This is a genomic window from Amycolatopsis stemonae (genome assembly GCF_054781455.1).
The window spans coordinates 754731-781440 of the sequence record NZ_BAAGUJ010000001.1 but is presented as its reverse complement, the minus strand read 5'-3'; the positions used below and the strand labels follow the sequence as shown (position 1 = coordinate 781440).

Here is a 26710-nt window from a genome sequence, read left to right as displayed (position 1 = left end):
CGAAGCGTAGCGGACCCGCCACCGCCGGCTCAGATGTCGAGCTGCCGCACCCCGGTCTCGCGCAGCGGCACCCGGCCGGCCGTCGCGCGCTTGCGCAGGCGGACGATTTCGTGCGGCTGCAGGCCGATCGCGACGCCGAACGCCTCCACGTCCGGGAACCCGCCCTGCCGCTGCCGCACCTCGAGGGCCTTGGCCACCTGCTCCGGCGAAAGCAGCTGCGCCAGCTCCGGCCCCGAAGCCGCGTTGACATCCACAAGAGGAACCGAAACGGGCGGCGGAGCCGGCGCGGGCGCGTCCACCGGCACATAAGCCTCGATGGTGTCGTTCTGCCGCAGGTCGCGGAACCCCAGCCCGAGGGTGAACGCCCGCGCGCCGCCGTTCGTCCGGCCCGCCACCCCGTTCGTGGCCAGCGACAGGATCCGCAGGCCGGACGCCACGACCGTGCTCCGCTCGTTGAACGTCGTGCCCAGCGGCCGCAGCACCCGCGCCCGCGTGCCCACGGTGAACAGCGAACCGCGCCCCTCCGGGACCTCCACCGCCGCCACCACCGAGCCGTTGCCCAGGTCGGTCAGCCCGTGCACGACGGCGACGCCCTCGCGCCGCTCCAGGTGGTCGTGCGCCGGCTCGAAGAACGCGGTCAGCGCGTCACCCGCCATCGGCGGCGCGTCGCACTGGAAGCCCAGCAGCACCGTGCCCTGCCGTCCGGCCGGCAGTTCCTCCACCGGGCCGGGCCCGAACAACCCGAGCACCCGCATCGGCCGGCCGCCCCGCGACAACGCGGTGAGCGCACCGAACCGCAGGACGCCCTCCCGGACGACCACCTGCACGTGGAACCCGGTCAGCGGGTCGTACCCGGGCGCGACGACCTGCGAACGGCCCTCCTGACGGCTGAGGTCGGGCCAGGCCTGCTCGTCGGTGTACAGCTCCAGCGCGTCGCCGTTGCCGAGGTCGTGCCGCCCGACCGCGACGAAGACGTCCTTGAGGAACCCGGCGTCGGTCACCGGCTCGACGTCGCTGGAGAAGAACTTCTTCCGCACCATGATCCCGAGGCGCAGGTTGTCCGCCAGGATCCGGTCGCCGCGCTTCAGCCGCGCTCGCGCGCCTCGCACCGCGCGCCCGGCGCTCACCTGCCCGCCGGGCAGTTCCCCGAGGCCGGGCAGGGAAACCGAGTCGTTGAGCGCCTTGCCGAACTCGATCAGCCCGACCCTGACCTCGGTCACGACGTGGCGGCCAGGGTGACGCTGATCGACTGGTCGGCGTTGACCCGCTCGGACTCGACGACCATCCCGTTCGACGCCGCGCGCTGCTTCAGCCGGGCGAGCACCGCCTGCTGCACCTGGGCGGCGTACGCCTCGTCGACCGAGAGCACCAGCCGCTGGGCTTCCGGCTCGGCGAGGCCGGGGCCGTCGACGTGGGCCACCTGGACGCCGTCGGGGCCGTAGCCGAACGTGATCCGCCGGCCCTCCCACGCGGCGACGACCGAGGTGCCGTCGTCGGTGACCTGCGCCCGCAGCCCGGTGAGCGCGCGGGCCAGCAGGTCGCGGTGGCGCATCCGGGTCCGGACGGTGACGACGCCGGCCTGCGTGTGCGCGGCGATCGTGGCCGCGTTGAGCTGCGCGAGCGCCTCGCTGCGCAGCTTGAGCGTGACGCTCATCGGTGGTCCCCTTCGAGCAGCGCTTCGAGTACTTCGGTGGTGGCGAACCCGTTCAGCTCGATCTCGCCGTCCGGCGCGATCCGCAGCTCCAGGCGGTTCGGGGTGCGGAAGATCGCTTCGTCGTAGCGATCGGTCAGGAAGTGGAACCGCTGGTTGACCGAGCCGACCCAGGGCCGGGACGGTTCCGGCCGGTCGGCCAGGTACGGCCCGTCGACCAGCAGGTCCGTGGCGTCCAGGAGCTTCGACGGCGGCAGGTCCTCCCGGACGTGCCCGGTGAACGTCATCACCGAAAGTCCCGCTGCACGGACAGCGGAAGCGAAGAGCCCCAACGGCCCGGCCTGGTCGAACGGCTCCCCGCCGAGCAGCGTGACGCCCTCGATCCCCGAGATCGCGAGCACCCGCGAAACCAGGTCCTGCCAAGGCATGAGCGAGCCCCCGCGGGTCGTCCACGTCTGCGGGTTGAAGCAGCCCGGGCAGCGCACCGAGCAGCCCTGCGTCCACACCGCGCACCGCAGGCCGGGGCCCTCGGCGGCGGTGACGTCGACGATCCGGTGGAGGTTCAGGAGTTCCATTGCGACTGCTGCTGCGACGCCGTGTTCTCCACGCCGGACGACGTGCGCCGGTAGTCCTCGGTGAACTCCGACGTCACGGTTTCCGCGCCGAGCAGGTCCTCCAGCAGCGGGATGTAGTCGAGGCACTTCGACCCGGTCACGCCGTGCGTCTCGGCGCTGATCGAGCCGTCCTTGCCGATGGTGACGGTCACGCGGTGCGTCATACGTCGATCGTCCTCCCGTTCGGGGCCGGCGGGGGCGGTGCCGCGGCGGGCTCCGGAACCGGAACCGATGTGTCCGTCGCCGCGACGGCCCGGGTCTCCGCCCAGTTCCGGATGGCCAGGATCTCGTCGGCCTGGGTGACCGACAGGGGCACGGTCGACTTCACCGCGCGCACCAGGTCGTCGCGGCGCAGCGGCCGCTTCTCGGCGAACGCGTCGACGAGCCCGGCCAGCACGGCCTGCTCGATCTCGGCGCCGCTGTAGCCCGCGCTGACGTCGGCGAGCTCGGCGAACAGCGCGTCGTCCAGCCGCAGTTCGCTCGCCACGAACGCGTCCGTGACGCGCCGGCGCAAGTGGATCCGCCAGATCGCGGCGCGCTCGGGCGCCGAGGGCAGGTCGACGAAGAAGATCTCGTCGAACCGGCCCTTGCGCAGGAACTCCGGCGGCAGTGAGCCGACCTGGTTCGCGGTGGCCATCACGAACACCGGCGCCGACTTCTCCTGCATCCAGGACAGGAAGGTGCCGAACACGCGCCGCGCGGTGCCGCCGTCGCCTCCGCCGCCCGCGCCGGCGAGGCCCTTCTCGATCTCGTCGACCCAGAGCACGCAGGGCGCGATGCCTTCCGCGGTGCGGATGACCGTGCGGATGTTCTTCTCGCTGGACCCGACGAGCCCGGCGAAGACGCGGCCGAGGTCCAGCCGCAGCAGCGGCAGCCGCCACATGTTCGCCACGCACACGGCGGACAGGCTCTTGCCGCAGCCGGGGACGCCGGTGAGCAGCAGGCCCTTCGGCGCCGCGAGGTTGTACGCCGACGCCGCGGGCGTCCAGGTGCCGGTGCGCTTGGTGAGCCAGCGCTTGAGCCGGTCGAGGCCGCCGACGGCGTCGAAGCTCGTCTCCGCGGGCACGATGTCGAGCATCCCGGACCGGCGCACGGCCTGGCGCTTCTCGGCGAGGATCAGCTCGAGGTCGCTGGGGTCGAGCCCGCCGCCTTCCACGAGCGCCCTGGCGAACGCGTTTTCGGCTTCCGGCAACGTGAGCCCGCGCGCCGCGGCGATGATCCGGTCGCGGTCCTCGTGGTCGATGCTGATCCGGACGTGCTGCCGGTGGGCGGCCACCATGCCGTCGAGCAGCTCGCCGATCTGGCGCTCGTCGGGCAGCGGGAAGTCGACGACGGTCGCGTCGTGCTCCAGCTCCGGCGGCACGGGCAGCGACGGCGACACGAGGATCAGGCTCAGCGGCACCGGGCGCGTCTTGAACGCGGCGGCGAGCTCCCGCAGCCGGCGGACGACCTCGGGGTCGGGCCGGTGCCCGCCCTCGGAGACCAGCGACGGGTGCAGGTCCGCGAAGACGAACACGGCGGGCTCGCCCCAGCCGTAGACCCGCTCGAGCGCGGCGGACGCGGCACGGGTCTCGTTGATCGGCGGGCCGCCCGCCGGCGCCAGCCCGGTGGTGGACGACCAGACGTACACGCGGCGCGGGGTCCGCAGCCGCTGCTGGTCCTCCGCGACCGCGCGGATCTCCCGCAGGACCCGCTGCTCTTCGTGCGTCTCGACGACCAGCAGCGGGTAACGCGCCTGCAGCAGCTGTGTCAGCTCGTCGCGGAACCCGGCCATCGATCGCCCCCTCGAAGTCCGCTCGAACCTTACGCGCCGACGACGAGGACCTCGTAGGTCGGACTGGTGGGCGGGTAGCCGCTGTAGATGTGGGAGTTGACGACGGCCAGCCGGTTGCCCACCTTGATCGCCGAGACCGGCTGGTCGAACAGCGGGTCGGTGATCGTGCCGGCCGCGGTGCCGTGGCTCAGGTCGCCGTCGAGGCACCACCGGGTGATCCTGTCGTCCAGTTGTACCGCCCAGAGCCGGTTTCCTTCGAGCACGAGGCTGACGACGCTGGGCGAGTTCACGCCCGCGATCTCCTTGCTGGCTCCCGTGCGCGGATCGATCGTGTACACCTTGCCGGGTGTCGTGGCGGCCACCAGCAGGGTGTCGCCGGACGGCGTGGCGATGACGTCGTTCATGAAGAAGTTCCCCGGGGAACCACCCGCGCCCGGCCCGGTCAGCGGCAGCGTGCGCGGCGTGCCGAGCACGCCGGCCGCGTCCGGCACGAAGAACAGCTGCGGGTGGTACGAGTCGGTGAACCACGCGCCCTGCGGCGTCACGACGACGTCGTTGACGTAGGAGGTCCGCGGGTCGCCGAAGGTGAAGTCCGCGACCTTCGTCTTGGTGCGGACGTTGTAGACGTAGGCCTTGCCGCCGTTCCCGCCGGCGACGAACAGCAGGTCGTGGCGCCGGTCGAGGTCCACACCGGCCGCCGTGGTGCCGGGTGGCGCTTCGATGAAGCGTTCGGCCGTGCCGCGCCCGAGGTCTTCGCGGAAGATCGTGCCGGCGACGAGGTCGCCGGTGTAGTACTTGCCGCCACCTGCGGCGGTGATCCCTTCGGCGGACCTGGCGCCGGGCAGCACGATCACCCGGGTCGCCGCCGTCGCCGGCGCGGCCACCGCGAGCGTGAGCAGCAGGAGCGCGAAAGGCAGAGCCAGGATTCTTCGCATCGGGTTCCTCCCCAGTCGTCCCTGCCGGTCATCTTCTCACCGAACTGGCTCCCCGGTGCCTCGGTTCTTAGACTCGGCGGCAGTCACCGCCGACTTCAGGAGGCACCATGCCTGACGCGCCCGCCCTGCCGAGCTACGCCTCGGGGATCTCCGAAAAGCCGCTGCTCGGGGACACCATCGGGGACAACTTCGATCGGACGGTGGCCGCGTTCGGTGATCGAGACGCCCTGGTCGACCGCTACGCCGGGCGAAGGTGGACCTACCGGGAGCTGGCCGCCGAAGTCAACGCGCTCGCGCTGGGGCTGCTCGCGCGGGGCATCGGCAAGGGCGACCGCGTCGGGATCTGGTCGCCGAACCGGGCCGAGTGGACGTGCCTGCAGTACGCGACGGCCAAGATCGGGGCGATCCTGGTCAACATCAACCCGGCCTACCGCTCGCACGAGCTGGAGTACGTGCTGAACCAGGCCGGCATCCGGATGCTGGTCGCGTCGGACGCGTTCAAGACGTCCGACTACCCGGCCATGGTCGACGAGGTGCGCGAGAAGTGCGCCGCGCTGGAGCACGTCGTGATCCTCGGCGGCGAGAGCTGGCAGGCGCTGCTGGACGCGGGCTGGCAGGGCGACCCCGCGGTGCTGGCCGAGAAGCAGGCCGCCCTCTCGACTGACGACCCGATCAACATCCAGTACACGTCCGGGACGACCGGCTTCCCCAAGGGCGCCACGCTGTCCCACCACAACATCCTGAACAACGGCTACTTCGTCGGCGAGCTCTGCGGCTACACCGAGTACGACAAGGTCTGCATCCCGGTGCCCTTCTACCACTGCTTCGGCATGGTGATGGGCAACCTCGCGTGCACCAGCCACGGCTCCTGCATGGTGATCCCGGCGCCGGCGTTCGACCCGCGCGCCACCCTCGAGGCCGTCGCGGAGGAGCAGTGCACGTCGCTCTACGGCGTGCCGACGATGTTCATCGCCGAGCTCAACCACCCGGACTTCGCGAGCTTCGACCTTTCGTCGCTGCGCACCGGCATCATGGCCGGCTCGCCGTGCCCGGTCGAGGTGATGAAGCAGGTCATCGACCGGATGGGGATGAGCGAGGTGTCGATCTGCTACGGCATGACCGAAACGTCGCCGGTGTCGACGCAGACGCGCTCGGACGACTCGATCGAGCGGCGCGTCTCGACGGTCGGGCGCGTCGGGCCGCACCTGGAGGTCAAGGTCGTCGACCCGGAGACCGGGCTGACCGTGCCGCGCGGCGAACCGGGCGAGCTGTGCACGCGCGGCTATTCGGTGATGCTCGGGTACTGGGAGCAGGCGGACAAGACGGCCGACGCGATCGACGCGGCGCGCTGGATGCACACCGGTGACCTGGCCATCATGGACGGCGACGGTTACGTCAACATCACCGGCCGCATCAAGGACATGGTCATCCGCGGTGGCGAGAACCTCTACCCGCGTGAGATCGAGGAGTTCCTCTACACGCACCCGGACATCCTCGACGCGCAGGTCATCGGCGTCCCGGACGAGAAGTACGGCGAGGAGCTGATGGCCTGGATCCGGATGCGCGAGGGCGCTTCGCCGTTGACCGTGGAGAAGGTGCGCGAGTTCTGCGAAGGGAAGCTCGCGCGCTACAAGATCCCGCGGTACGTGCACGTCGTCGAGGAGTTCCCGATGACGGTCACCGGCAAGGTCCGCAAGGTCGAGATGCGCGAGAAGTCGATCAGCCTGCTCGGGCTGGAGAAGGCGGCGTCGACGAAGCACGCGTGACGCTTCGGTGGCCCGTCCGGTCCGGATTGGTCACCGCGGCGGTGGGGTGGACCACAGGTTTTCGCACGCATGATCTTCGTGGCGGCGGGCAACCGGGCTCTGGGACGGTGAGAGCGTCCCGGACCCGAAACCCCGTATCCGTCAACGAAAAGGGGAGCTTCATGCGCACGATCCGCCGCACCATGGCCGCCGGGGCACTGGCCCTGCCGCTGACTTTCGGCGCCGCCGGAATCGCTTCGGCGGACAGCTTCGGCAGCACCGAGGTCCAGGCCGGACCGGACGGCGCCGCGACGCACTCGGTGCAGGCCGGCACGAACCACGGCGGGAGCTCGTTCGACGAGAACTCCACCGCGGCCGGCCCGGACGGCGCCGCGACCAGCGGGACGTCGGCGAGCGCCGACCGCCACGGCGACAGCCGGTTCCAACAGCACGAAGGCAGCGCCTCGAAGGACGGCGTGACCACGCAGGACACGTCGGCGAAGACCGGCAAGCACGGCGACAGCCGGTTCTCGCAGCACGAGGGCGTCGCCTCGAAGGACGGCGCGGCCAACCGGGACACGTCGGCCAAGACCAGCCGTGACGGCGGTGCGCAGTACCGCCAGCACGCCGGCTGGGCCACCCCGGACGGCGCGGGCTCGAGCGACACGCACTCGAGCACCGGCAGCCACGACGACGGCGCCGGCCAGGGCGTGCTGAGCGGCACCCTGGGCGCGGTCGGCCTCTGATCGAAACCACGAGGGGCACCTTCACGGCTTCAGCAGCCGTGAAGGTGCCCCTCGTGGCGCGGATCAGGACACCGCGGCGGCGGCCTCAGCGATCGCCTTCGCGTCTTCTTCGCCGAAGGTCTCTTCGAGGTGCTCGGGGGAGTAGTCGAGGTCGATCTGCTCCACCGGCATCCCGCGTGCCGACTCGATCGCGCCCAGGCGGCGCTGGGCGCGGTCCGCCGCGTACTGGATGATCTCCTGCGGGTCGTTGTCGAACGGGATTTCCTCGAACTGGTCCTGCACCCACTGGATCATGTCGAGCGCGTGCGGCAGCAGCTCGCCCATCCGCTGCTGCACCGCGTCCCACAGGGAGTCGTCCGCGGCGACGTGCCGCCGGCAGGTGAACGTGCCCCACGCCATGTGGCGGCGCTCGTCGTCGCCGATGCGGCGGACGAGCTCCTGCATGCCCGGCAGGATGTCGTGCTGGGTGCAGATCAGCTGCCACGAGTAGTAGCCCGTCAGCGCCAGGCTGCCCTCGATCACGTGGTTGTACGTCACGCTCGCGCGGATCTGGTTCAGCGGGCTGGGATCCTCCTCCAGCGCGCGCAGCGACTGTGGCAGTTCTTCGTAGAACAACTTCCGGTAGTGCGGGTTCTCCGCGACGAAGGGGTGGAGGTCCTGCGTCAGCCCGACCGCGTCCATCCAGCGCCGGAACACTTCCGTGTGCTTGGCCTCTTCGAAGCAGAACTGCGTCAGGTACATCTCGTCGCCGAACCGGCCGGTCGCCGACATCGCCCGCATGAACGGCTGGATGTCCTCGGTGACCGCCTCTTCGCCGGCGATGAACTGCGCGACCAGGTACGTCGTGCTGCGCTTCTGCTCGTCGTTGAGGGTGTCCCAGCCTTCGCGTTCGCGGCTGAAGTCGATGTCGGCGGGGTTCCAGAACTTCTTGTTGCCCTTGACGAACAGCCGCAGCGGGAAGGAGTCCCAGTTCAGGCCGCCCTTGCGCAGCGAGGAGAAACCGGTGCGCAGCTCGGCGCGGGTGTCGGTCATCGTGTCACTCCATTGTGGACGAATTGGCGGATGGCGGGTGCCAGCACGGCGGTGACGGAGTCGGCGGCCTCCGTGGCCGAGTGCGTCGGGAGCACCAGGTGCGACAGCGAAAGCCGCACGACGGTCTCCGCGAGCAGGGCGGCGGATTCGGCGGACAGCCCCGGTTCGAACTCCCGGTACTGCTCCGCGGCGAGGTCGGCGGCCGCGGTGAGGATCGGCTCGCCCTTCGTGGTGAGCAGGGGCAGCAGGTCCTCGCCGGCTTCGGTGCCGAGCGCCGCCGCGACCAGGCGGTTCTCCCGCGCGTGCTCGATCGTGTAGACGACGGCGTGGTGGATGCCCGCCAGGAGCCCGTCCGCCGTTTCGAACCGCTGCCGGATCCCGTCGAGGAACTCCGACGCGGTGCGCAGCGCCACCGCCTGGGTCAGCGCCGCCTTGCTGCCGAACTCGTTGTAGACCGTCTGCCTGCTCACCCCGGCCCGGGCCGCGACGTCGGCCATCCGCAGGCCCGCGTGCCCGCGGTCCGGCAGCAGGTCGGCGGCGGCGTCGAGCAGGGCCACCCGCAGGGACGCCTTCGTCCGGTCGGTGAAGCTGGTCACACACTCACCTTGACACGGATTGCTCCACTGTCAAGATGCTGTACATGATCGGTTGACGTGTAAAACTGTCGGTGGTGGCCAGTACCGTGTGGAGCGTGGGCATCACGGTGGGGTTCGACCTCGACATGACACTGATCGACGCGCGGCCGGGCATGGCCGCGGCGATGAACGCGCTCGGCGTCGAATCCGGCCTGCCGCTGGACGGCGACGCGTTCGCGGCCAACCTCGGCCCGCCGCTCGACGACATCCTGCGCGGCTTCGAAGCGCCGGAGGAGCGCATTCCCGGGCTCGTGGACCGGTTCCGCGCGCTGTACCCGGACATGGTCGTGCCGAGCACGGTCGCGCTGCCGGGCGCGGTCGAGTCGCTGCGCGCGGTCCGGGCCGCGGGCGGGCGCACGCTCGTCGTCACCGGGAAGTACGGGCCCAACGCGCAACTGCACGTCGACGCGCTCGGCCTGGAGGTCGACGAGGTCGTCGGCGAGCTGTGGTCGACGCGGAAGGCGGAGGCCCTCCTGGCGCACGACGCGCGGGTGTATGTCGGAGATCACGCCGGCGACGTCCGGGGTGCGCTCGCCGCGAAAGCGGTTGCGGTCGGCGTCACGACCGGGCCGTGCGACCGGGCGCTGCTCCTGAGCGAAGGCGCCGAAGTGGTGTTCGACTCGTTGACGGAGTTTCCCGCCTGGTTCGAGAAGACCCTCAGTTCTTGGCGCGAGCTTCGCGGACCAGCGCGATCAGGCCGAGCAGCAGGCCCAGCGGGGTGATGACGCCGGCGGCGACGGACAGCCAGATCGGCAGGTTCTCCAGGCCGGCGGCGAACATGATGAAGACGGTCAGCACGGCGAGCATGCCGATGCCGAACAAGCCGATGCCGATGCGCATCAGGAACGGTTTGCCGGGGGTGGCCACGGCGGCCTCCTTCGTCGCCTTACTCATGAAGCAGAGCGTATCCGGCAGTATCGACTTCTCCCCAGGGCGTGTGGCGAGATACCCTTTCAGGAGCGCGCCCTGGGTACGCCCCCGGGCGCGTTCGTCGTGAGCGGGACAGCAGAAGGATTGGTGAGGGAAGTGCCGACCGGCAAGGTCAAGTGGTACGACGCGGAGAAGGGGTTCGGGTTCGTCACGCAGGACGGTGGCGCCGACGTCTACATTCGCAAGGCCGCGCTGCCGCAGGGCGTCGAGGGGCTCAAAGCCGGGCAACGCCTGGAGTTCGGCGTCGCCGACGGCCGCCGCGGGCCGCAGGCGCTTTCCGTCCGGCTGCTCGACCCGCCGCCGTCCGTCGCCGAGGCGCGCCGCCGCCCCGCGGAGGAGCTGCACGGCCTGATCGAGGACATGATCAAGCTGCTCGAGCTGAAGGTGCAGCCGGACCTGCGGCGCAACCGCTACCCGGACCGCAAGCACACCAAGCAGATCGGCGAGATCATGCGCGCGGTCGCCCGGGACCTCGATCCCTGAGCCTCAGGCTTCGAGCCGGAGACCCCACACGTCACTGGGCAGCAGGCCCGACTCGCCGGTGCCCGCGTTCAGCACGGCCGTGTACTTCTGCACGTCGACCGCCGAGATGCGGTCGGCGGGCGTCGGCGGCGTGACCGTGTACGCGTAGCGGTCCAGTGACGTGAACGGGATCGGGTCGCTCTGCTTGTACTCGCCCTGCGGCGTGACGTACTCGTAGACGATCTGCCACGGCGCGTCGGCGACCTCGCCGGGCACCGAGATCTGCACGGGCTTGCCCGGGCGGACCTTCAGCGTCCGCGTGTCGCCCTTCGCGCTGCACGGCTGCGCGAGCTGCCGCGAGTAGTCGCAAGTCAGCACGGGCGTGGTGGTGATCGTGTGGCCGTCGGCGTAGAACGTGACCTCCGCCGGGCCGGGTGCCGAACAGCCGGCCACCGTGAACCCACCGGCCGCGAGGAGGGCCACCACCCGGGAACTTCGCATGCGCCGGAGCCTACCGGCGGGGTGCCGGGTCCCTGGGCAGGCCCTGGGCCGGGAAGCTGCCGGTCGGTTCGGGACGCAGCGGCCGGTCGCCGCCGAGACCCGGCACGAGCGAGCCGCCGCGGCGCACCAGGTACGTCTGCGTGAGGCCGACCACCAGGACGACCGTGATCACCAGGAAGCCGATCCAGTACGTCGGCGGCAGCAGCAGGCCGACCGCACCGCCGAGGCACCAGGCCAGCTGCAGCACGGTTTCCGAGCGGCCGAACGCCGACGCGCGCGACTCCTCGGGCAGGTCTTCCTGGATGACGGCGTCGAGGCTGATCTTGGCCAGCGCGCTGGCCGTCGCGCCGACCAGGCCGACGATCGCGGCCGTGGCCAGGCCAGGCAGGATCGTCGCGACCAGCGCGGCAAGCACGCAGCCCGCGACGCAGCCGACGATCACCTGGTCCGGGCTGCCGAAGTGCAGGCGCGAGCCCAGCGCGTTGCCGAGGAAGCCGCCGGCGCCGGCCGCGGCGCCGATCACGCCGAGCAGCAGCAGCTGCATGAACGGGCTGTGCCCGCTGCCTTCCGTCTGCGCCTTGACGGCGAACGCGGCGAACATCATCAGGAAGCCGGTGAGCACGCGCACCGAGCCGTTGCCCCACAGCGCGACGACGATGTGGCGCCCCATCGGCTGGCGGCGCTTCTTCTCCTTGGGGTGCGCCCAAAGCGACGTCGGGACCTCGCCCTCGGTCGCCTCCACCCAGGCCGGGATCCGCATGGACTGGACGGCGGCGGCGACGCAGATCAGCGCGGTGAACCACAGCGCGCCCGCCGAGCCGGAGATGGCGTTGACGCCGCTGGCCAGCGCGCCGAACACACCCGCCGCGACCAGCCCGAACGTCGTCAGCCGGGCGTTCGTCTTGGAGAGCGTGATCTCCGAGGGCAGCACCCGGGGCGTCACCGCGGCCTTGAGCACGGTGAACGACTTGGACAGCACCATCATCCCGAGCGCGGCGGGGTAGAGCAGCCAGTCGTCGAAGTGCAGCGCCATCACGACGGCCATCAGGCCCTGACCGATCGACGACGCGCACATCGCCAGCCGCCGCCCGCGCTGGACCTTGTCGAGCGCGGGCCCGATCACGGGCGCGACCAGCGCGAACGGCGCGATCGTGATGAGCAGGTAGAGCGCGACCTTGCCCTTGCTCTCGCCGCTGGTCGCGGCGAAGAAGAGGGTGTTGGCCAGCGCGATCGCCATCGCCGCGTCGCTGGCGTAGTTCAGCATCACGGCGTAGGTCAGCGAGGTCAGGCCGGACTTCTCGGCGCCGTCGGCCTTCGTCGCGCGCTGGAAGGCGCCGACGGCCTGGCCGGTCAGCTGCCGGCTGCGCATCGCCGCGACCCGCGTGACGGTGATCTTCTTCGGCAGCTTCGGCGTGCCGCCCGGCGTCCGCGGTTCTTCGCGCGGCGCCTCTTCCGGCGGCCGCGGCTCACCCGCGTAGCCACCGGTGTCGTAGTGCTCGTACTCCCCGCTGCCGGGCCGTTCGCCCTGGTAGAAGCCGGGCGGCTCCCGGTGGATCCGGTCGGTGCGGTTCGGGTCGTGCGGCGGGTAGGGGCGCGCGCCACGCGGCGGCCGCTGTCCCATCGGGGCGGCGGCCGTCGGCGCCTCGTTCGCGTTGGGCACGCGCGGCGGCGGCTGCCGGGGCGGCACCGGGCGTTCGACGCGGGGCGGCGGCGCGCTCTGGTGCTCGACGCGGGTCGGCGGCGGCGGGCTGTGGTGCTCGACGCGGGTGTGGCCCTGCGGCGGCGCGACCGCCTCCCGCCAGGGCTTGGCCTGCGTGCCACCCGGCTCCGGCGTCCAGCGGCGCTTCGACTTGCGGCCGCGCTCGGGGCGCGGGCCGTCGGAGCCGGAGCGGGAGCCGAAGAGTGCCACGTCTCAATCCTGCCTTACCGGGGGTCGGTTCCGCCTGCTCATCCGTGCTTCAGTCGTGCTTCGGGACGAACCTCACCCGGAACGTGACCGGCCACTGCTTGCCGGTGAGGAGGAACTCGTCGGTGCCCGGCACGGCCGCGATGCCGTTGAGCACGTCTTCGGCGCCGGTTTCGTTCAGCTGGGCACGGAGCCGACCTGCGTCGATGCTCCCGGTGACGTGCCCGGTGGCGGCGTCGATCCGCAGGATGGTGTCGGTGTGCCAAACGTTTGCGTAGACGTCGCCGCCGACGCACTCGAGCTCGTTGAGCTGGTCGCGGCCGACGTCGACGCCGCCGGTGACGGCGAACGTCTTCGGGTCGCGGAAGGTCAGCTGCGCGGAGCCGTTGCTCATGACCAGACGTCCGCCGGCCTGGTGGCAGAGCCCCCAGCCTTCGCCCTGGAACGGCACCCGCCGCAGCTCGGCGAGGGTTTTCGAGTCGCGTTCGATGGCGAAGCCGTCCTGCCAGGTGAGCTGCCAGAGCGTCGGGCCGAGGACGGTGACGCCCTCGCCGAAAAGCGGCGAGGGGAGCGTGGCGGTGGTCTTCGGCGGCCCGCCGGCCGGGCCCGCGGTGAGCGTCGACTGGCCGGCGAGGCCGGTGCTCTCGTAGAGGGTGTCGCCGGCGAACTCGAGGCCTTCGGTGAAGGCGGCGGGGTCGTGCGGCAGCGTCGAAACCACCTGCACGGTGAGCTGCTCGGGGCCGGTGTCCTGGGCGGGCGCCCCGGCGCAGCCGCCCAGGGCGGCGGCCAGCAGCAGCGTGGTGACGATCGGCGTGCGCACGAGGAACAGCCTGGCACGGGCGCCGGAGATGCGTGCGGCACAATTGGCCGCATGACGCTGCTGCTGACCCTCGACGACGGTTCCGTGCAGCGCAAGCTCGCCGATGCGGTGGAGTTCGCGCGCGCGGCGGTGCTCGAAGACGCCCCGGAGGAGCAGATCGGTGCCCACGTGGGGGTCTCCCGTGAGGACGCGGTCACGGCGAGTCACCTGTTCGAGGCCCAGGTCCCGGGCTACCGCGGCTGGCGCTGGTCGGTAACGGTGGCCCTGGCCGGCGACGACGAGCCGGTGACGACGAGCGAGGTCGTCCTGGTGCCGGGCCCGTCGGCGTTGATCGCCCCGGCCTGGGTGCCGTGGGAGCGCCGAGTCCGCGCGGGCGACCTGGGCGTCGGCGACATCTTCCCCACGGACGACAACGACCCCCGCCTGGCCCCGGCGTACCTGCAGTCGGACGACCCGGCGGTGGAGGAGGTCTCGCACGAGGCAGGCCTGGGCCGGGTGCACGTGTTGTCCCGCTTCGGCCGCACGGACGCGGCAACCCGCTGGCACTCGGGCGAGTTCGGCCCGCGCTCCGACATGGCCCGCAGCGCGCCGGACGTGTGCGGGACGTGCGGGTTCTTCGTGCCGCTGGCGGGTTCGCTGCGCGGGGTGTTCGGGGTGTGCAGCAACGACATCTCCCCGGCGGACGGTCACGTCGTGGACGTGGAGTACGGCTGCGGAGCGCACTCGGAGGTCGAGGTCGAGGTGACATCGTCGGTCCCGGTGGCCGAGCTGGTGTACGACGATTCGCTGCTGGACTTCGAGCCGGTGGCGGAGGGTGCGGAGCCGGAGTCGGCCGCGGCGGCCGGGGAGCCGGAGGCCGCGGTGGCGGAGCCTGCGGAGTCGGCCGCGGAGGCGGAGGCAGCGCCGGAGGCCGTGGAGGCGAAGACCGCGGCACCGGAGGCGAAGACCGCAGAGGCGGAGCCGGAGGCGGCGGCCGCGGAGACTGTGGAGCCGGAGGCGGCGGCCGAGCCGGAGTCGGCGGCGGCCGAGCCGGAGACCGGGATTGCGGAAGCCGATTTGGCGCCCGCCGAGGTCGAGCCGGAGGTTGCGGCCGAACCCGCCGATGCCGAGTCGCCTGCGGCTGGTGTTGTTGCCGAGCCGGTCGAGGCTGACGTGGTGGCGGAGCCCGATGCTGCCGCCGGTGTTGCCGAGGTCCCGGTGCCCGGACACGCGGAACCGGTCGCAGCGGAGGCTCCGACGCAGACCGAGCCCGAGAGCGAGGCGGTTGCCGAACACGCCGCGGTCGGTGAGCCGGCTGCTGCCGAGCAGACGACGACAACGTCCGAGCAGGCCGCTTCGGCCGAGGTTGCCGGGTCGGTCGATGCCGTGCAGTCAGAAGAGACTGCGCCCGAGGGCCAGCCGGCTCCCGTCGAGGTGGTCGCCGAGAGCGACGCGCAGCAAGGCGGGCGTGGGGCGGAGGCGGAAGCCGAGGTTCCCGTCGTCGCGCTCACCGATGAGGTTGTCACCGAGGCGTCGGCCGCCGGTGCGGAGACCGGCACCGCCGCGCCGGGTGAGTCCGAAGCCGGCGAAGACGACGAGCGTGGGCAGCGCGGGTTCTGAGCCGCACGGGGCCGATCCCTTCGGCACCGCGCGGCTCCGGGATGCCACCCTGCGCGCCTGGCAGGACTCGCCCACCCGGCTCCTCGAGGACACCAACGTCGAGCGGGACCTGCGCGTCGGTGCCTATCGGGACCGGCTCTTCGTCGAGCTCGCCCAGAACGCCGCCGACGCCGCCATGGCCGCCGGGACGCCCGCCAAGGTGCGGGTGTCCCTTGTGGACCGTGAACTGCGGTTCGCCAACACCGGCGCGCCCCTCGACGCGCGTGGGGTTGCCTCGCTCGCGTCGCTGCGGGCTTCCGGGAAGACCGGGGCAACCGTCGGGCGGTTCGGGGTCGGGTTTGCCGCTGTCCGCACCGTTTCCGACGCGCCCAGCGTCGTTTCCCGGACCGGCGGAGTGGTCTTTTCCGCCGAAAAGACCCGAGAAGCCGCCGGTATCGAAGGCGACGTTCCCGTGCTGCGGCTGCCCTGGCCGGTCGACGCCGACGTACCCGAGGGGTTCGACACCGAGGTTCGGCTCCCGTTGCGGGACGAGGTTGACGGACGCGCGCTGCTGGAGCAGCTCGCCGAAGACGTCAGTGATCTTCTGCTCGCCTTGCCTTGGCTGTCCGAAGTAGACATCGAGGGTCGCGTTTGGACGCGCCGGGCCGCGGGTGATGTCGTCGAGATTCGGGGGCCGGTAACGGAAAACAGGTGGCTGGTTCATCGTGGTGACGTCGTATGGGCCGTGCCCGTCGATGTCGACGGTGTTCCGAAGCCGCTCGGGTCGGACGTTCTGCACGCGCCCACTCCCACCGACGACGGGCTGTCGCTGCCTGCCCGGCTGCTCGCGGCCGTTCCCGTCGAGCCTTCCCGGCGTCGTGCGCTGCCCGGGCCCGAGCTGAACAAAGCCCTGGAAGACGCCGCCGCCGAGTATGTTCGGCTTGTTCGGCTGCTGCCGCCGGAACGGCGGTTCGCGCTCGTGCCCGAACCCGGGTTTCCCAAGTCCACTGTGGATGCCAAGCTGCGGGACGAAGTGCTGGCGAACCTGAGCAAAGAGCCTTGGCTGTCCACTCAGGACGACAGCGAGGTCTCGGGCCGTCAGGCGAAGGTGCTCGACGTCGACGTCCCCGGGTTGGCGGCGTTGATCGCCGACGTCGTTCCTGGGCTGATCAAGGGGGAAGCGCCCGTCGGCGTGCTGAAAGCCGTTGCCGTGCAAGTGGTCAGCATCGAAGAAGTGCTGGAAACGCTTACCGGCGTCACTCGTGAGCCTGGCTGGTGGCGGGACGTCTACGCCGCACTGGCGAAGGCTGTCGAGTCCCACGCGCTCGCCGCGGAAAGGCTCGACGGTCTGCCTGTCCCGCTCTCCGACGGTCGTACGCTGCCCGGTGCGAGGGGTTGCTTGCTGGTCGAAGGGTCGACTGAACTCCTCGAACTGTTGTCCGATGTGGACATTCCAGGGCTGCGGCTCGTGCATCCCGCCGCGTCGCACCCGCTGCTGGAACGGTTGGGGGCCAAGCAAGCCGACGCGCGTGAGCTGCTCAACGCCGATCAGCTCCGCGACGCCGTCGAGCGCAGTGTCGACGACGTCAGGTCCGGATTGGACGGTACGACGCTCGCGGGCGCGGTGCTCAGGCTGATCGCGGACTGCGGGGACGACGCCCCGCGCTGGGTCGGCGCGCTCGCGCTGCCCGCCACCGACTCGTGGCGCCGTGCCGACGAACTCGCGCTTCCCACCTCGCCGCTGCTGGACATCTTCGACGCGGAAGTGTTCGAAGAGGACGGTGCGCTCGACGTCCTCGACGAGGACTTCGCCGAAGACTGGCCCGTCGAGACGCTCAAAGCCGCGGGCGTGCTCGACTCCTTCGCGCTGGTCGTCGACGACGAGCCGCACGAGCCCGATCACGACCTGCCCGACGAGGAAGCCTGGTGGGACTCGCTGGCGGAACCGCCGTCGACGCTCGTCGCCATCCGGGACCTCGATCTCGTGGACGACGATGCCTGGCCCGCCGCATTGAGGCTGCTCGCCGCGCGGCCGGAGACCTGGCACGCCCTGCGCACGCCCGACGGGCACGCCCGCTGGTGGATCTCGCAGTACGCCGTGCTCGGCGGGGCCGCGCCCCACGAGTGGCGCCTCCCCGGCGCCGACCTAGCCGGGCTCTTCGACGAAGTCCCCGAAGTCGGCCTGAGCGAGGAACTTCTCGAGATCGCCGGTGTGCGCACCGGGCTGAGTCTGTCCACTGTGGATGAGGCGTTCGACGTACTGGCGAGGCTCGGCGAACGGGACCGGCGGATCACGCCGGGGCTCGCCGCGCGGGCCTACGACGCGGTCGTCGAATCCGGGTTCGAACCCGATGCGCCGGACGCGGTGCGGGCCGCCGACGGGTCCGTCGTGGACGGTGCACTGGTGCTGGACGTGCCGTGGGTCGCCGGGGCGCTGGAGCCGGACCGGTTCGTCGCCGCGCCCGCGGACCCCGGCCGGCTCTCGTTCCTGGTCGACTTGCCGCTCGCCAGCTCGGAAGAAGCCCGGGTGGTCAGCGAGGGCGAGTACGCGCCCTGGGCCGAGCTGCCCGCGCTGAAGCTCGTCGCCGACCAGCTCGGCATCCGGCTGCCCGGCGGCGGCGTCCTCGTGCACGACCCGCTCACCGTGCGGATCCAGGACGCCGAACGCGACGTCCAGTGGTGGTCCGACGGCCGGCTGCACGCGGCCGACACGTCCGAGGGCCTCGCGAGGGCGTTCGCCTGGGCGGCCGAGCGGTGGCCCGACCGGCACCTCATCACGGCGCTGCTCGACGACCCCTCGCCGCGGACACTCCTCGCGTAAGCAGGGCCGGCAGACCTCAGAGCCGCTGCGCCGACTTCGAGCCCCGGCGGGCGGCGGCACGCTGCCAGCCGATGATCGCCATCCCGATGAAACCGAGCACGAACCCGGACAGCGCCGTCTGCACCCACAGCCCCGAAGTCGTGAAGAACAGCACCACCAACGCGACAGCCCAGATCGTGGTGCCTACGATCACCACCGGAGTCAGGTCGGTCAGCCTCTTGGGCAGCTCCGGCGTGTGCCGCAACGCACCCGTAACGTCCGGTGGATTGATCGGTTCACTCACGTGGTGAAGGGTACTCCGCAGCAGCGACAGAATGGGCAGGCGAATGGCGGAGCAGGAGACGACCCGTACCGGGACGTCCACACTGGACCGGTTCTTCAAGATCACCGAACGGGGTTCGACCGTGCCGCGCGAGCTGCGCGGCGGCCTGGTCACGTTCGTCACGATGGCCTACATCGTGGTGCTGAACCCGCTGATCATCGGCAGTTTCTCGGCCGACGACGCGGGCGCGCACAAGGACCTGCTCGGCGGCATCCTGCCGGTGCCGCAGGTCGCCGCGGTGACGGCGCTGGTCGCCGGCGTCATGACGATCCTGATGGGCCTGGTCGCGAACTACCCGTTCGCGATCGCCACCGGCCTGGGCATCAACAGCCTGGTCGCGGTCACCATCGCCCCGCAGATGACCTGGCCCGAAGCGATGGGCCTGGTCGTCATCGAGGGCGTCATCATCGTGCTGCTCGTGCTCACCGGCTTCCGGACCGCGGTGTTCCGCGCCGTGCCGGCCGCGCTGAAGTCCGCGATCGCCGTCGGCATCGGGGTGTTCATCTGCCTGATCGGGCTGGTCGACGCCGGGTTCGTCCGGCGCCTGCCGGACGCCGCGCACACGACGGTCCCGGTGGGCCTGGGCATCAACGGCTCGATCGCGTCCTGGCCGACCGCGGTGTTCGTCGTCGGCCTCCTGGTCACCGGCATCCTGGTCGTGCGCAAGGTCAAGGGCGCGATCCTGATCGGCGTCCTCTCCTCGACCGTGCTGGCGATCGTCGTCGAGGCGATCGTCAAGGCCGGGCCGTCGCAGGGCACGAACCCGAAGGGCTGGAACCTCGGCTACCCGGCGCTGCCGGACCAGGTCGTCGGCCTGCCGAACCTGTCGCTGGTCGGCGACGTCTCGTTCGGCGCCTGGACGCGGCTGCCGATCATCACCGTCTGCCTGCTGGTGTTCACGCTGGTGCTGGCCGACTTCTTCGACGCGATGGGCACCATGACCGGCCTCGCGAAGGAGGCCGACCTGCTGCCGGAGGACGGCCAGCTGCCCAACGTCGGCAAGGCGCTGTTCGTCGAGGGCCTCGCGGGCGCGGCCGGTGGTTTCGGCTCCGCCAGCTCGAACACGGTGTTCGTCGAGTCGGCTTCCGGTATCGCCGAGGGCGCGCGGACCGGCCTGGCCAACATCGTCACCGGCGTGCTGTTCATCGCCGCGATGTTCCTGACGCCGCTCTACCAGGTGGTGCCGGTCGAGGCGGCCGCGCCGGCGCTCGTCGTGGTCGGCGCGATGCTGATGTCGCAGGTCCGCGACATCGACTTCACGGACTACTCGATCGCGTTGCCGGCGTTCCTGACCATCGTCGTCATGCCGTTCACGTACTCGATCGCCAACGGCATCGGCGCCGGCTTCGTCAGCTACGTCGTGATCCGCGCGGCGACCGGCAAGGCCCGCCAGGTGCACCCGCTGATGTGGGTGATCGCGCTGGCCTTCATCGCCTACTTCGCGGTCGGGCCGATCCAGGCGGCGTTCAAGTGATCAGCCGGCGCTGCTGACCTCGAGGGCTTCCGCCAGCACGTTCAGGTGGCCGAGGAAGTCCGGCTGGGGAGCTTCGTAGCGGATGGTGATCAGCACGTCGCCCGCGCCGACGCCCACCAGGTTCGCCTGCCGGACCACGCCGTCGCGGACGTAGGTGTAGTCCCATTCGGCGGCCTCCCGGTAGCCGACGTCCGCGTGCTTCGCGACGGTGCCCGGGTGGGGGCTCGCGTTCGCGATGGCTTGCAGGGCACTCAGCGTGTCCTCCTGCGTGATCGGCACGCGGTCGGTCTCCAGGACGAGCTCCCCGCTGCGGTAGGTCGCGCGGTCCTTGTCGTGGGCGACGGCCCAGCCGGTCGGGACCGGGATCTCGAAGTCCCAGCCGCCGGTCTCGCTGCCGGGCTCGGCGGGGAAGTCGTAGATCTCCTTCGTCTGCTGGTACGGGAGCGTCGTGGTGGTCGGCGCGGCCGCGGGGGCGTCCTCGCCGCCGCTCAGGAGCTGCGCCGCCACGATCGCCAGGACCGCCGCGCCGACCACGGCCGAGCCCACCAGCTTCTTGTTCATCGAACCCCCAGGTTTCTCCGTGAGAGGACGCCTGGAGGTGTCCCAGGTTGCGGTTGACGGAGATCACCCGTTCGCCTGAAGTTTCGTAAGGTATGCTAACTATATGTCCGGCGACACGCACGAACGCTCCTTGGCGAGCCGTCTGCGTCTCGCGGTGGTCCGGCTCAACCGCCGGCTGCGGGCACAGCGCGTCGGGGACGACCTCACGCTGACCCAGGTCGCCGCGCTGTCCACCCTGCACAAGTGCGGCGCGCTGACCCCGGGGCAGCTCGCCGCGAAGGAAGGCGTCCAGCCGCCCTCGATGACGAGGGTGATCGCCGCGCTCGAGGAGATGGGGTTCGTCGAGCGGCGCCCGCACCCGACCGATGGCCGGCAGGCCATCGTCGAGCTGTCCGAGAGCGGACTGGCCTACGTGCAGAAGGCCATCTCCGTGCGGGAGGCCTGGCTGGACCGGCAATTGGCGGAACTCGGCGACGACGAGCTCGAAGTGCTCTCGAAAGCCGCCGAAATAATCGACAGGATGGCGGGGAACTAACCACGGTGACGGCCACGGGTAGCGACACGAAGCGTTCGATCCAAACCACTGCTACCCGGGAAACGGCTTCACCGCCGTCCGCCTCGCCGCCCTCCCCTTCGAAGCGCGGCAGCATGTTCGCCTCGCTGCGGGTCCGAAACTACCGGCTGTTCTTCACCGGCCAGGTCATCTCGAACATCGGCACCTGGATGCAGCGCATCGCCCAGGACTGGCTGGTGTTCACCCTCAGCGGCAACAACCCGATCGCGCTCGGGATCGCGGTCGCGCTGCAGTTCGCGCCGACGCTGTTCCTCTCGCTGTGGGCCGGCGTCCTCGCCGACCGGGTCGACAAGCGGCGGCTGCTCACCTGGATCCAGGCCATCGCCTGCACCCAGGCGGTGATCCTCGGCGTGCTCGACCTGAGCGGGATCGTCGCGCTGTGGCAGGTCTACGTCCTGTGCTTCACGCTCGGCGTGACGGCGGCGCTCGAAGTGCCGACGCGGCAGTCGTTCGTCGCCGAGATGGTGGGCCGCGACCAGGTCGCCAACGCCGTCGCGCTGAACTCGTCGATCTTCAACATGGCGCGGATCGTCGGCCCGGCGATCGCCGGGTTCGCGATCACCTGGATCGGCACGGGCTGGCTGTTCATCGCGAACGCGCTCAGCACGGTCGCGGTGATCACCGGGCTGGTGCTGATGAACCCGGACAAGCTGTTCCGCGTCGCGGCGGTCCCGCGCGAGAAGGGGCAGCTGGCCGAGGGCCTGCGCTACGTCCGGCGTCGCTCGGACCTGATGACCGTCATGGTGCTGGTGCTGTTCGTCAGCACGTTCGGCATCACGTACTTCAGCTCGCTCCCGATCGTCGCGGCGAACGTCTTCCACACGGCGGCCGACGGCTACGGGCTCCTCTCGACGCTGGTCGCGGTCGGCACCTTCACCGGTGCGGTGATGTCCGCCCGCCGGGGCACGAAGGGGCGCCCGCGCGTCCGGCTGATGCTGGTGTCGGCGTTCTTCCTCGGCGTGTTCGAGCTGATCACGGCGTTCATGCCGACGTACCTGACGTTCGGCCTCGGCCTGATCCCGCTCGGCTTCGCCACGATGACCTTCCTCAACACGGCGAACGCGCTGGTGCAGACGTCGGTCAGCCCCGAGATGCGGGGCCGTGTGATGGGCCTGTACGTGCTGGTCCTCATCGGCGGCAACCCGATCGGCGGGCCGATGGTCGGCTGGATGGCGGACGCCTTCGGCGGGCGGTCTCCCTTCTACATCGGGGGCGCGGTTTCGGCCGTCGCCGCGGTGGTCTGTGCGGTCGTGCTGATCCGGCGGGGTGGGGTGTCGTGGCCGGTTCAGCGCGGGTTCGGGCTTCGCGTGCTGAAGCGGGCGAAGGTCTAACGGCCGAGTAGCGGCGGCACCACCTTCTCGGCCAGGTCGCGCAGGGCGTCGGCGGGCTTGGCGGGGTCGATCCAGGACACCTCGAGGATCTGCCGCGAGTCGTCGAGGAGCCGGATCTCCACGGTGTTGCCCGCCCCGTCGGCGTGGGCGGGGCGCCCCGCGAGCCGGTCGGGGAAGGCGTTCTTGCCTTCGTCGTTGTAGGTGAGCGAGACGGTCGTGCCGTCGTTCTCGCGTTCGCACGACCCGAACGCACCGGGTTTCAGCTGGTCCAGGGGGACGCCCAGGGCCTTGGACAGCTGCGTGCACAGCTGCCAGGTGATGAACGGGTAAGGCGCGTCGGTGATGCCCGTGCCGGGTGGCGGGGTCATCTCGCGGTTCTCGCCGGTGGCCGGCAAGGCCGGTCCCGGCGTGGTGATCGCGCCGACCATCGTGCCGGCCAGGGACAGCGCCATCCCGCGGTAGTCGTGTTCGGCCCGGTCGCCCGCCACCTGGTTCACGGTCACCTGGAGGTTCGAGCGCGTCCACTGCTCGGCGGAGTCGCTCAGCCGGACGGTGAGGACCGCGCCGGAGCTGTACGGGCTCACGGTGCCCGCGCGGCCGGCGACCGTCACCGGCTCGGGGGCCGGACGAGGCGCCGGCACCGGGTCGGACCACAGGGTGGCCGAGACGTCGAGGGTGGCCGAGACGACGTGGCACTGGCCGTTCTGGTCGACCTCTCGCAGCACCGGACCGCCCAGCACGCTCGACCACGTCGGCTCGGGCACCGCGCCGCAGAGCACGTGGCCGCTCGTCCGGTTCGGCAGCGCCACGGCCATCTCTCCGGTCGGCATCGGCACCCGCCGGACCTGCTCGCCGCCCGGGGACGGCCAGAAGACCGGCAGCCGCCGCGGGGCCGGCTCCGGCGAGTCCCGCGTGAAGAACCAGGCCGCCGTGGACAGCAGGCTCACCGCGGCCAGCACGGACAGCGCGATCAGCACCGTGTGGTCTTTCTTCGGTGGGTACATCCCCCTCGTGTTCACGGAGTGACCGTAGCGCCACGCACCGACAGAATCCGGCGGTTTCGCACAGCTGAAGCCACTCGAAAGAGTGAGATCGGGGTCTCCGCGAGGAGGGTCTTGCCCGAGAGGTGAGGTTAGGCTAACCTCATACATGTCCGCTTCGTGGTGGGAGCGGCAGTCAGTTCGGGAACGGACGGAGCCCCGGCCCTGGGAACCCCAGGCCGGGGCTTCGTTCACTTCAGTGGGAGTGTCGGGCTGAGCGCCCCGCTCGTCAAGGGACTCTCACCCGGTGGCGTGGGCAGCCGCGACAGCGGGAGGCCGAAGTAGACGCGGTAGGCCGCCCGGATCGCGGCTTCGGTCGGCAGCAGGACCTCGTTGCGCACGCCGTCGACCGTCTCGATCAGCTTGCTGCCCGACAGCGTCACGCGGCCCTGGGACGTCGGGCGTGAGCACGTCAGCGACTTCGTGAAGTGCGACTCCGGGGACGTCGCCTGCCACCACGCCATCGGGACGAAGTCGGCGAGCGGGCGCGGGCGGCGCTCCAGGCGGTACTGCGGCTTGCCGTCCAGCACGACGTCCAGGTCGCCGTGGGGCGCGTCCAGGACGAGGAACTCGCCGTCCGGGTCGAGCTGGGCGTCCACGCCGGTGAGCCGCAGCGGGTGCCGGGAGAACCGGCCGAAGCCGACGTCGACCAGCCAGGGTTCGTCCAGGGTGACGACGATCGCCGCGTGGTCCAGGGGCGGGCCGAGCGTGCCGTCCGGGCGGTACACCTGCGCGGCGTGCAGCGAGGCCGGGTACCCGAGTTCGCGCAGCAGTGCCGCGAAGAGTCCGTTGAGCTCGTAGCAGAAGCCACCCCGGCGCCGGCGCACGATCTTGTCGGCCAACGCGTCTTCGCGAAGCTCGATCGGCTCGCCCAGGTGGATGCTCAGGTTTTCGAACGGCACCGTGGCCAGGTGCCGCTCCTGCAGGTGGCGCAGGGTCGCGAGGTCGGCCGCGGCGGGCCGCCGCACCCCCAGCCGGTCCAGATACGCGTCGACGTCCATGCGTCCAGCCAAACACCTCGACCGCACTCGAGGTCAAGCGAATTCAGCCGACGACGAAAAACGGGGCCCTCCCGTGCAGGAGGACCCCGTTCCCGGACGAGCTCAGCCCAGCAGCAGGCCGTTGCCGCCGGCGACGGCGTTGTCGAAGCGCTTGGAGATCTCCGCCCAGTTGAAGATGTTCCACAGGGCCTTGACGTAGTCCGGCTTCACGTTCTTGTAGTCCAGGTAGAACGCGTGCTCCCAGACGTCGACCAGCAGGATCGGCACGGTCGGCAGGATCAGGTTGTTGTGGTGGTCGCGCAGCTGCTGGGTGATCAGCGTCTTGCCGATCGGGTCCCAGGACAGCGCGCCCCAGCCGTTGCCCTGGATCGTCGTCGAGACGGCGGTGAACTGCGCCTTGAACTTGTCGAAGGAGCCGAACGCCTCGTCGATCGCCGCGGCCAGCTCGCCGGTCGGCTTGTCGCCGCCTTCCGGCGACAGGATCTTCCACCACACGACGTGGTTGGCGTGGCCGGCCAGGTTGAAGGCCAGCGTGGTCTCCAGGCCGACGATCGAGCCGAAGTCGTTCGCTTCGCGGGCGGCTTCGAGCTTGTCGAGCGTGTCGTTCGCGCCCTTGACGTAGGTCGCGTGGTGCTTGCTGTGGTGCAGCTCGTTGATCTCGCCGGAGATGTGCGGCGCGAGGGCGCCGTAGTCGTAGTCGAGATCGGGCAGCTCGTAGCGGGCCATTGGCCCTCCTTCTGTCTTCGACACAAGTTTCCGGTACCGAACCTAGTAGCACACGCCCCTCCGCGGCGAGCGGGGGCGCATCGTGATCACCGCCTGGGATGACCGGCTCGTGAGTGGCGTACCCGAGGGTCCGCCGCCCGAAACCGAGCCTGCTACCTGGACTTAACTGGAGGTCAACGGGCTGTGAGATCAGGCACGGAACTCGTCCAGCCGCGTGGCCAGCTCGGCGAAGACGGCGACGTTGCATTCGAACGCCACCAGCGTCTCGTCGATGACCCGGGCGCGCTCGGCTTCGTCCCACGGCGCGTTGTCCAGCTTCGCGCGGTACTGGTCGCGGAAGCGGGGCGCGCTGCCGATCCCGTCGAAGTGGTAGAACAGCGCGCCCGCCTCGGCGACGTCGTACTGGCGCTCCAGCAGGCGGCGGATGGCCTGGCCGCCCGCGATGTCGCCGAGGTAGCGCGTGTAGTGGTGCGCCACGTACCCGCCCGCCCACGAAGCCGCTTCGCGGATCCGCTCGGCGTACGCCTGCGTCGAGACCAGCGGTGAGATCGTCGTGCGCCAGTCCGGGCCGACCAGGTGGGCCAGGTCGCGCTCGAGGTTGGGCAGCCGCCGCAGCTCGTCGAAGACGAACTCGCCCCCGACCGGGTGACCGGCCATCGCGTCGCTCGCCGCTTCGATCGCGCCGTAGACGTAGTAGTACTGGATCGCCAGCTGGGCGTAGCCCTCCTGGGACAGCTCGCCGCCCAGCAGGGCTCGCATGTACTCCGAGTAGTTCGCCTTCTCGTGCACCTCGAGCGTCGACGCGCGCAGCGTCGCCGAGAACGGGCGGGCGTCCGTGGTCACCGACATGGGCAGGCCTCCCGGCGATCGATCTGACACGCTGTCAGAAAGATCGTAGGGCACAAGTTCGGCTTAGGCTACCCTAAATCGAGGCTCCCACCGCCCGGAGCACGAAGCGAACGGCGGCCTCGACGACGTCTTCCAGCTGCTCGGGCGGCCCGTCGACCAGCGTCCGGTTGCCCAGCGCGGCGGTGATCATCGGGATCAGGACGTCCGGGTCCTCGGCGGGCCAGCGCCCCAGGTCGACGCCGCCGGCGAGGATCGCGCGCAGCCGGTCGGTGATCGGGTCGGCGTGGGCGCTGATCCGGCGGTACGCGGCGGGCGCCAGCGCCGACGCGAGCGCCGTGCCCGGCGGCATGTGGTACTCGGCCAGCACGCGCAGCTGCAGCCGGACGAACGTGGCCAGCTGGTCGGCCGGGTCGGTCTGCGCTTCGACGGCTTCGGTCAGCCGCGTGACGTACTGGGCCGCTTCGTCCTCGACGAACGCGACGAGCAGGCTTTCCTTGTCGGGGAAGTGGTTGTACAGCGCGGTCCGGCCCACCCCGGCCGCCGACGCGACCCCGGCGAGCGTGATCGCGTCGAAACCGCGTTCGTAGAGCTGGGTGCGCAGGACGTCGAAGACCCGCGCGCGCACCTCGCGCCGGTGCGCCTCCAGCGACTCACCGAGGATCTTCGGCATCGGTCCAGGTTA

Annotated in this window: 28 protein-coding genes; 9 read left to right on the top strand and 19 right to left on the bottom strand. The window is 70.9% G+C overall.

Translation table 11 applies throughout. The features are described from left to right. Window positions 1–29 precede the first annotated feature (29 nt). From ACYVLJ_RS03895 to ACYVLJ_RS03870, 6 genes are read right to left on the bottom strand one after another with little or no spacing between them, the layout of a single operon-like run. A complete protein-coding gene (locus tag ACYVLJ_RS03895) occupies window positions 30–1220 on the bottom strand; it encodes a hypothetical protein (RefSeq protein ID WP_460437769.1) in 1191 nt (396 codons plus the stop codon). Further along, window positions 1217–1654, bottom strand: a complete 438-nt coding sequence (locus ACYVLJ_RS03890) for a hypothetical protein (protein WP_451968873.1) — start codon at window positions 1652–1654, stop codon at window positions 1217–1219. Before ACYVLJ_RS03890 ends, ACYVLJ_RS03895 begins: the two co-directional genes overlap by 4 nt. Beyond that, the gene (locus ACYVLJ_RS03885) at window positions 1651–2226 is read right to left on the bottom strand and encodes a 4Fe-4S single cluster domain-containing protein (RefSeq protein WP_460437768.1); all 576 of its coding nucleotides are present in this window, start codon (window positions 2224–2226) and stop codon (window positions 1651–1653) included. The genes ACYVLJ_RS03890 and ACYVLJ_RS03885 overlap by 4 nt, the downstream gene beginning before the upstream one ends. After that, a complete protein-coding gene (locus ACYVLJ_RS03880; RefSeq protein ID WP_460437767.1) occupies window positions 2214–2429 on the bottom strand; it encodes a DUF2997 domain-containing protein in 216 nt (71 codons plus the stop codon). The genes ACYVLJ_RS03885 and ACYVLJ_RS03880 overlap by 13 nt, the downstream gene beginning before the upstream one ends. Continuing rightward, window positions 2426–4039 (bottom strand): AAA family ATPase, encoded by a 1614-nt coding sequence (locus ACYVLJ_RS03875; RefSeq protein ID WP_460437766.1) that lies wholly within the window; start codon window positions 4037–4039, stop codon window positions 2426–2428. Before ACYVLJ_RS03875 ends, ACYVLJ_RS03880 begins: the two co-directional genes overlap by 4 nt. A gap of 29 nt (window positions 4040–4068) precedes the next feature. Continuing rightward, window positions 4069–4974: an SMP-30/gluconolactonase/LRE family protein gene (locus ACYVLJ_RS03870; protein ID WP_460437765.1), complete on the bottom strand. Its 906-nt coding sequence runs from the start codon at window positions 4972–4974 to the stop codon at window positions 4069–4071. 107 nt (window positions 4975–5081) lie between these two features. Between ACYVLJ_RS03870 and ACYVLJ_RS03865 the strand changes: the two genes are divergently transcribed. Together ACYVLJ_RS03865 and ACYVLJ_RS03860 are read left to right on the top strand one after the other, a co-directional pair. Further along, on the top strand, window positions 5082–6740 hold the full coding sequence (locus tag ACYVLJ_RS03865; RefSeq protein WP_460437764.1) for an AMP-binding protein: 1659 nt from the start codon (window positions 5082–5084) through the stop codon (window positions 6738–6740). A 161-nt stretch (window positions 6741–6901) separates the two neighbouring features. Further along, a complete protein-coding gene (locus tag ACYVLJ_RS03860; RefSeq protein ID WP_460437763.1) occupies window positions 6902–7465 on the top strand; it encodes a hypothetical protein in 564 nt (187 codons plus the stop codon). A 63-nt stretch (window positions 7466–7528) separates the two neighbouring features. Here the strand turns inward: ACYVLJ_RS03860 and ACYVLJ_RS03855 are convergent, their stop codons facing one another. Together ACYVLJ_RS03855 and ACYVLJ_RS03850 are read right to left on the bottom strand one after the other, a co-directional pair. Next, window positions 7529–8497, bottom strand: a complete 969-nt coding sequence (locus ACYVLJ_RS03855; RefSeq protein ID WP_451968862.1) for a R2-like ligand-binding oxidase — start codon at window positions 8495–8497, stop codon at window positions 7529–7531. After that, window positions 8494–9093, bottom strand: a complete 600-nt coding sequence (locus tag ACYVLJ_RS03850) for a TetR family transcriptional regulator (protein ID WP_451968860.1) — start codon at window positions 9091–9093, stop codon at window positions 8494–8496. The genes ACYVLJ_RS03855 and ACYVLJ_RS03850 overlap by 4 nt, the downstream gene beginning before the upstream one ends. Window positions 9094–9188: 95 nt before the next feature. Here ACYVLJ_RS03850 and ACYVLJ_RS03845 point away from each other — a divergent pair, with 95 nt between their 5' ends. Then, window positions 9189–9854 carry an HAD family hydrolase gene (locus ACYVLJ_RS03845; protein WP_460437762.1) on the top strand — a complete coding sequence of 222 codons (666 nt, stop codon included), beginning with the start codon at window positions 9189–9191 and terminating at the stop codon, window positions 9852–9854. Here ACYVLJ_RS03845 and ACYVLJ_RS03840 read toward each other — a convergent pair. Further along, on the bottom strand, window positions 9790–10026 hold the full coding sequence (locus ACYVLJ_RS03840; RefSeq protein ID WP_460437761.1) for a hypothetical protein: 237 nt from the start codon (window positions 10024–10026) through the stop codon (window positions 9790–9792). The genes ACYVLJ_RS03845 and ACYVLJ_RS03840 overlap by 65 nt on opposite strands. Before the next feature lie 132 nt (window positions 10027–10158). On the opposite strand from ACYVLJ_RS03840, the gene ACYVLJ_RS03835 reads away from it, so the two are divergent. After that, a complete protein-coding gene (locus ACYVLJ_RS03835) occupies window positions 10159–10545 on the top strand; it encodes a cold-shock protein (protein WP_086861937.1) in 387 nt (128 codons plus the stop codon). Window positions 10546–10548: 3 nt separating this feature from the next. Here ACYVLJ_RS03835 and ACYVLJ_RS03830 read toward each other — a convergent pair whose 3' ends face one another. Genes ACYVLJ_RS03830 through ACYVLJ_RS03820 form a run of 3 tightly spaced genes read right to left on the bottom strand, consistent with a single transcriptional unit; the run spans window position 10549 to window position 13751 of the window. Further along, complete coding sequence (locus ACYVLJ_RS03830) at window positions 10549–11025, bottom strand: DUF2771 family protein (RefSeq protein ID WP_460437760.1); 477 nt, start codon at window positions 11023–11025, stop codon at window positions 10549–10551. Window positions 11026–11035: 10 nt separating this feature from the next. Beyond that, complete coding sequence (locus ACYVLJ_RS03825; protein WP_460437759.1) at window positions 11036–12934, bottom strand: MFS transporter; 1899 nt, start codon at window positions 12932–12934, stop codon at window positions 11036–11038. 49 nt (window positions 12935–12983) lie between these two features. Next, entirely contained in the window at window positions 12984–13751 is a 768-nt protein-coding gene (locus tag ACYVLJ_RS03820; RefSeq protein WP_460437758.1) for a glutaminyl-peptide cyclotransferase, read from the bottom strand. A 51-nt stretch (window positions 13752–13802) separates the two neighbouring features. Between ACYVLJ_RS03820 and ACYVLJ_RS03815 the strand changes: the two genes are divergently transcribed. After that, window positions 13803–15350 carry a DUF3027 domain-containing protein gene (locus ACYVLJ_RS03815; RefSeq protein ID WP_460437757.1) on the top strand — a complete coding sequence of 516 codons (1548 nt, stop codon included), beginning with the start codon at window positions 13803–13805 and terminating at the stop codon, window positions 15348–15350. Next, the gene (locus ACYVLJ_RS03810) at window positions 15331–18150 is read left to right on the top strand and encodes a sacsin N-terminal ATP-binding-like domain-containing protein (protein ID WP_460438008.1); all 2820 of its coding nucleotides are present in this window, start codon (window positions 15331–15333) and stop codon (window positions 18148–18150) included. The genes ACYVLJ_RS03815 and ACYVLJ_RS03810 overlap by 20 nt, the downstream gene beginning before the upstream one ends. Before the next feature lie 16 nt (window positions 18151–18166). On the opposite strand, the gene ACYVLJ_RS03805 is transcribed toward ACYVLJ_RS03810, so the two are convergent. Then, window positions 18167–18394: a DUF2530 domain-containing protein gene (locus ACYVLJ_RS03805; protein ID WP_451969860.1), complete on the bottom strand. Its 228-nt coding sequence runs from the start codon at window positions 18392–18394 to the stop codon at window positions 18167–18169. Between the two features lie 82 nt (window positions 18395–18476). On the opposite strand from ACYVLJ_RS03805, the gene ACYVLJ_RS03800 reads away from it, so the two are divergent. Continuing rightward, on the top strand, window positions 18477–19946 hold the full coding sequence (locus ACYVLJ_RS03800; RefSeq protein WP_460438007.1) for an NCS2 family permease: 1470 nt from the start codon (window positions 18477–18479) through the stop codon (window positions 19944–19946). On the opposite strand, the gene ACYVLJ_RS03795 is transcribed toward ACYVLJ_RS03800, so the two are convergent. Then, window positions 19947–20507 (bottom strand): hypothetical protein, encoded by a 561-nt coding sequence (locus ACYVLJ_RS03795; RefSeq protein ID WP_451968847.1) that lies wholly within the window; start codon window positions 20505–20507, stop codon window positions 19947–19949. A 103-nt stretch (window positions 20508–20610) separates the two neighbouring features. On the opposite strand from ACYVLJ_RS03795, the gene ACYVLJ_RS03790 reads away from it, so the two are divergent. After that, window positions 20611–21042 carry a MarR family winged helix-turn-helix transcriptional regulator gene (locus tag ACYVLJ_RS03790; protein ID WP_451968846.1) on the top strand — a complete coding sequence of 144 codons (432 nt, stop codon included), beginning with the start codon at window positions 20611–20613 and terminating at the stop codon, window positions 21040–21042. Between the two features lie 113 nt (window positions 21043–21155). Next, window positions 21156–22412, top strand: a complete 1257-nt coding sequence (locus tag ACYVLJ_RS03785; RefSeq protein ID WP_451968845.1) for an MFS transporter — start codon at window positions 21156–21158, stop codon at window positions 22410–22412. Here ACYVLJ_RS03785 and ACYVLJ_RS03780 read toward each other — a convergent pair. From ACYVLJ_RS03780 to ACYVLJ_RS03760, 5 genes are all read right to left on the bottom strand, one after another. Next, window positions 22409–23431: a hypothetical protein gene (locus ACYVLJ_RS03780; RefSeq protein WP_460437756.1), complete on the bottom strand. Its 1023-nt coding sequence runs from the start codon at window positions 23429–23431 to the stop codon at window positions 22409–22411. The genes ACYVLJ_RS03785 and ACYVLJ_RS03780 overlap by 4 nt on opposite strands. Before the next feature lie 212 nt (window positions 23432–23643). Continuing rightward, on the bottom strand, window positions 23644–24453 hold the full coding sequence (locus tag ACYVLJ_RS03775; protein ID WP_460437755.1) for an arylamine N-acetyltransferase family protein: 810 nt from the start codon (window positions 24451–24453) through the stop codon (window positions 23644–23646). A gap of 102 nt (window positions 24454–24555) precedes the next feature. Further along, entirely contained in the window at window positions 24556–25179 is a 624-nt protein-coding gene (locus tag ACYVLJ_RS03770) for a superoxide dismutase (protein WP_003088226.1), read from the bottom strand. Window positions 25180–25368: 189 nt separating this feature from the next. Then, complete coding sequence (locus ACYVLJ_RS03765) at window positions 25369–26028, bottom strand: biliverdin-producing heme oxygenase (protein WP_460437754.1); 660 nt, start codon at window positions 26026–26028, stop codon at window positions 25369–25371. A gap of 73 nt (window positions 26029–26101) precedes the next feature. After that, window positions 26102–26698, bottom strand: coding sequence for a TetR/AcrR family transcriptional regulator (locus tag ACYVLJ_RS03760; protein ID WP_451968836.1), 597 nt, complete (start codon window positions 26696–26698; stop codon window positions 26102–26104). Window positions 26699–26710 lie beyond the last annotated feature (12 nt).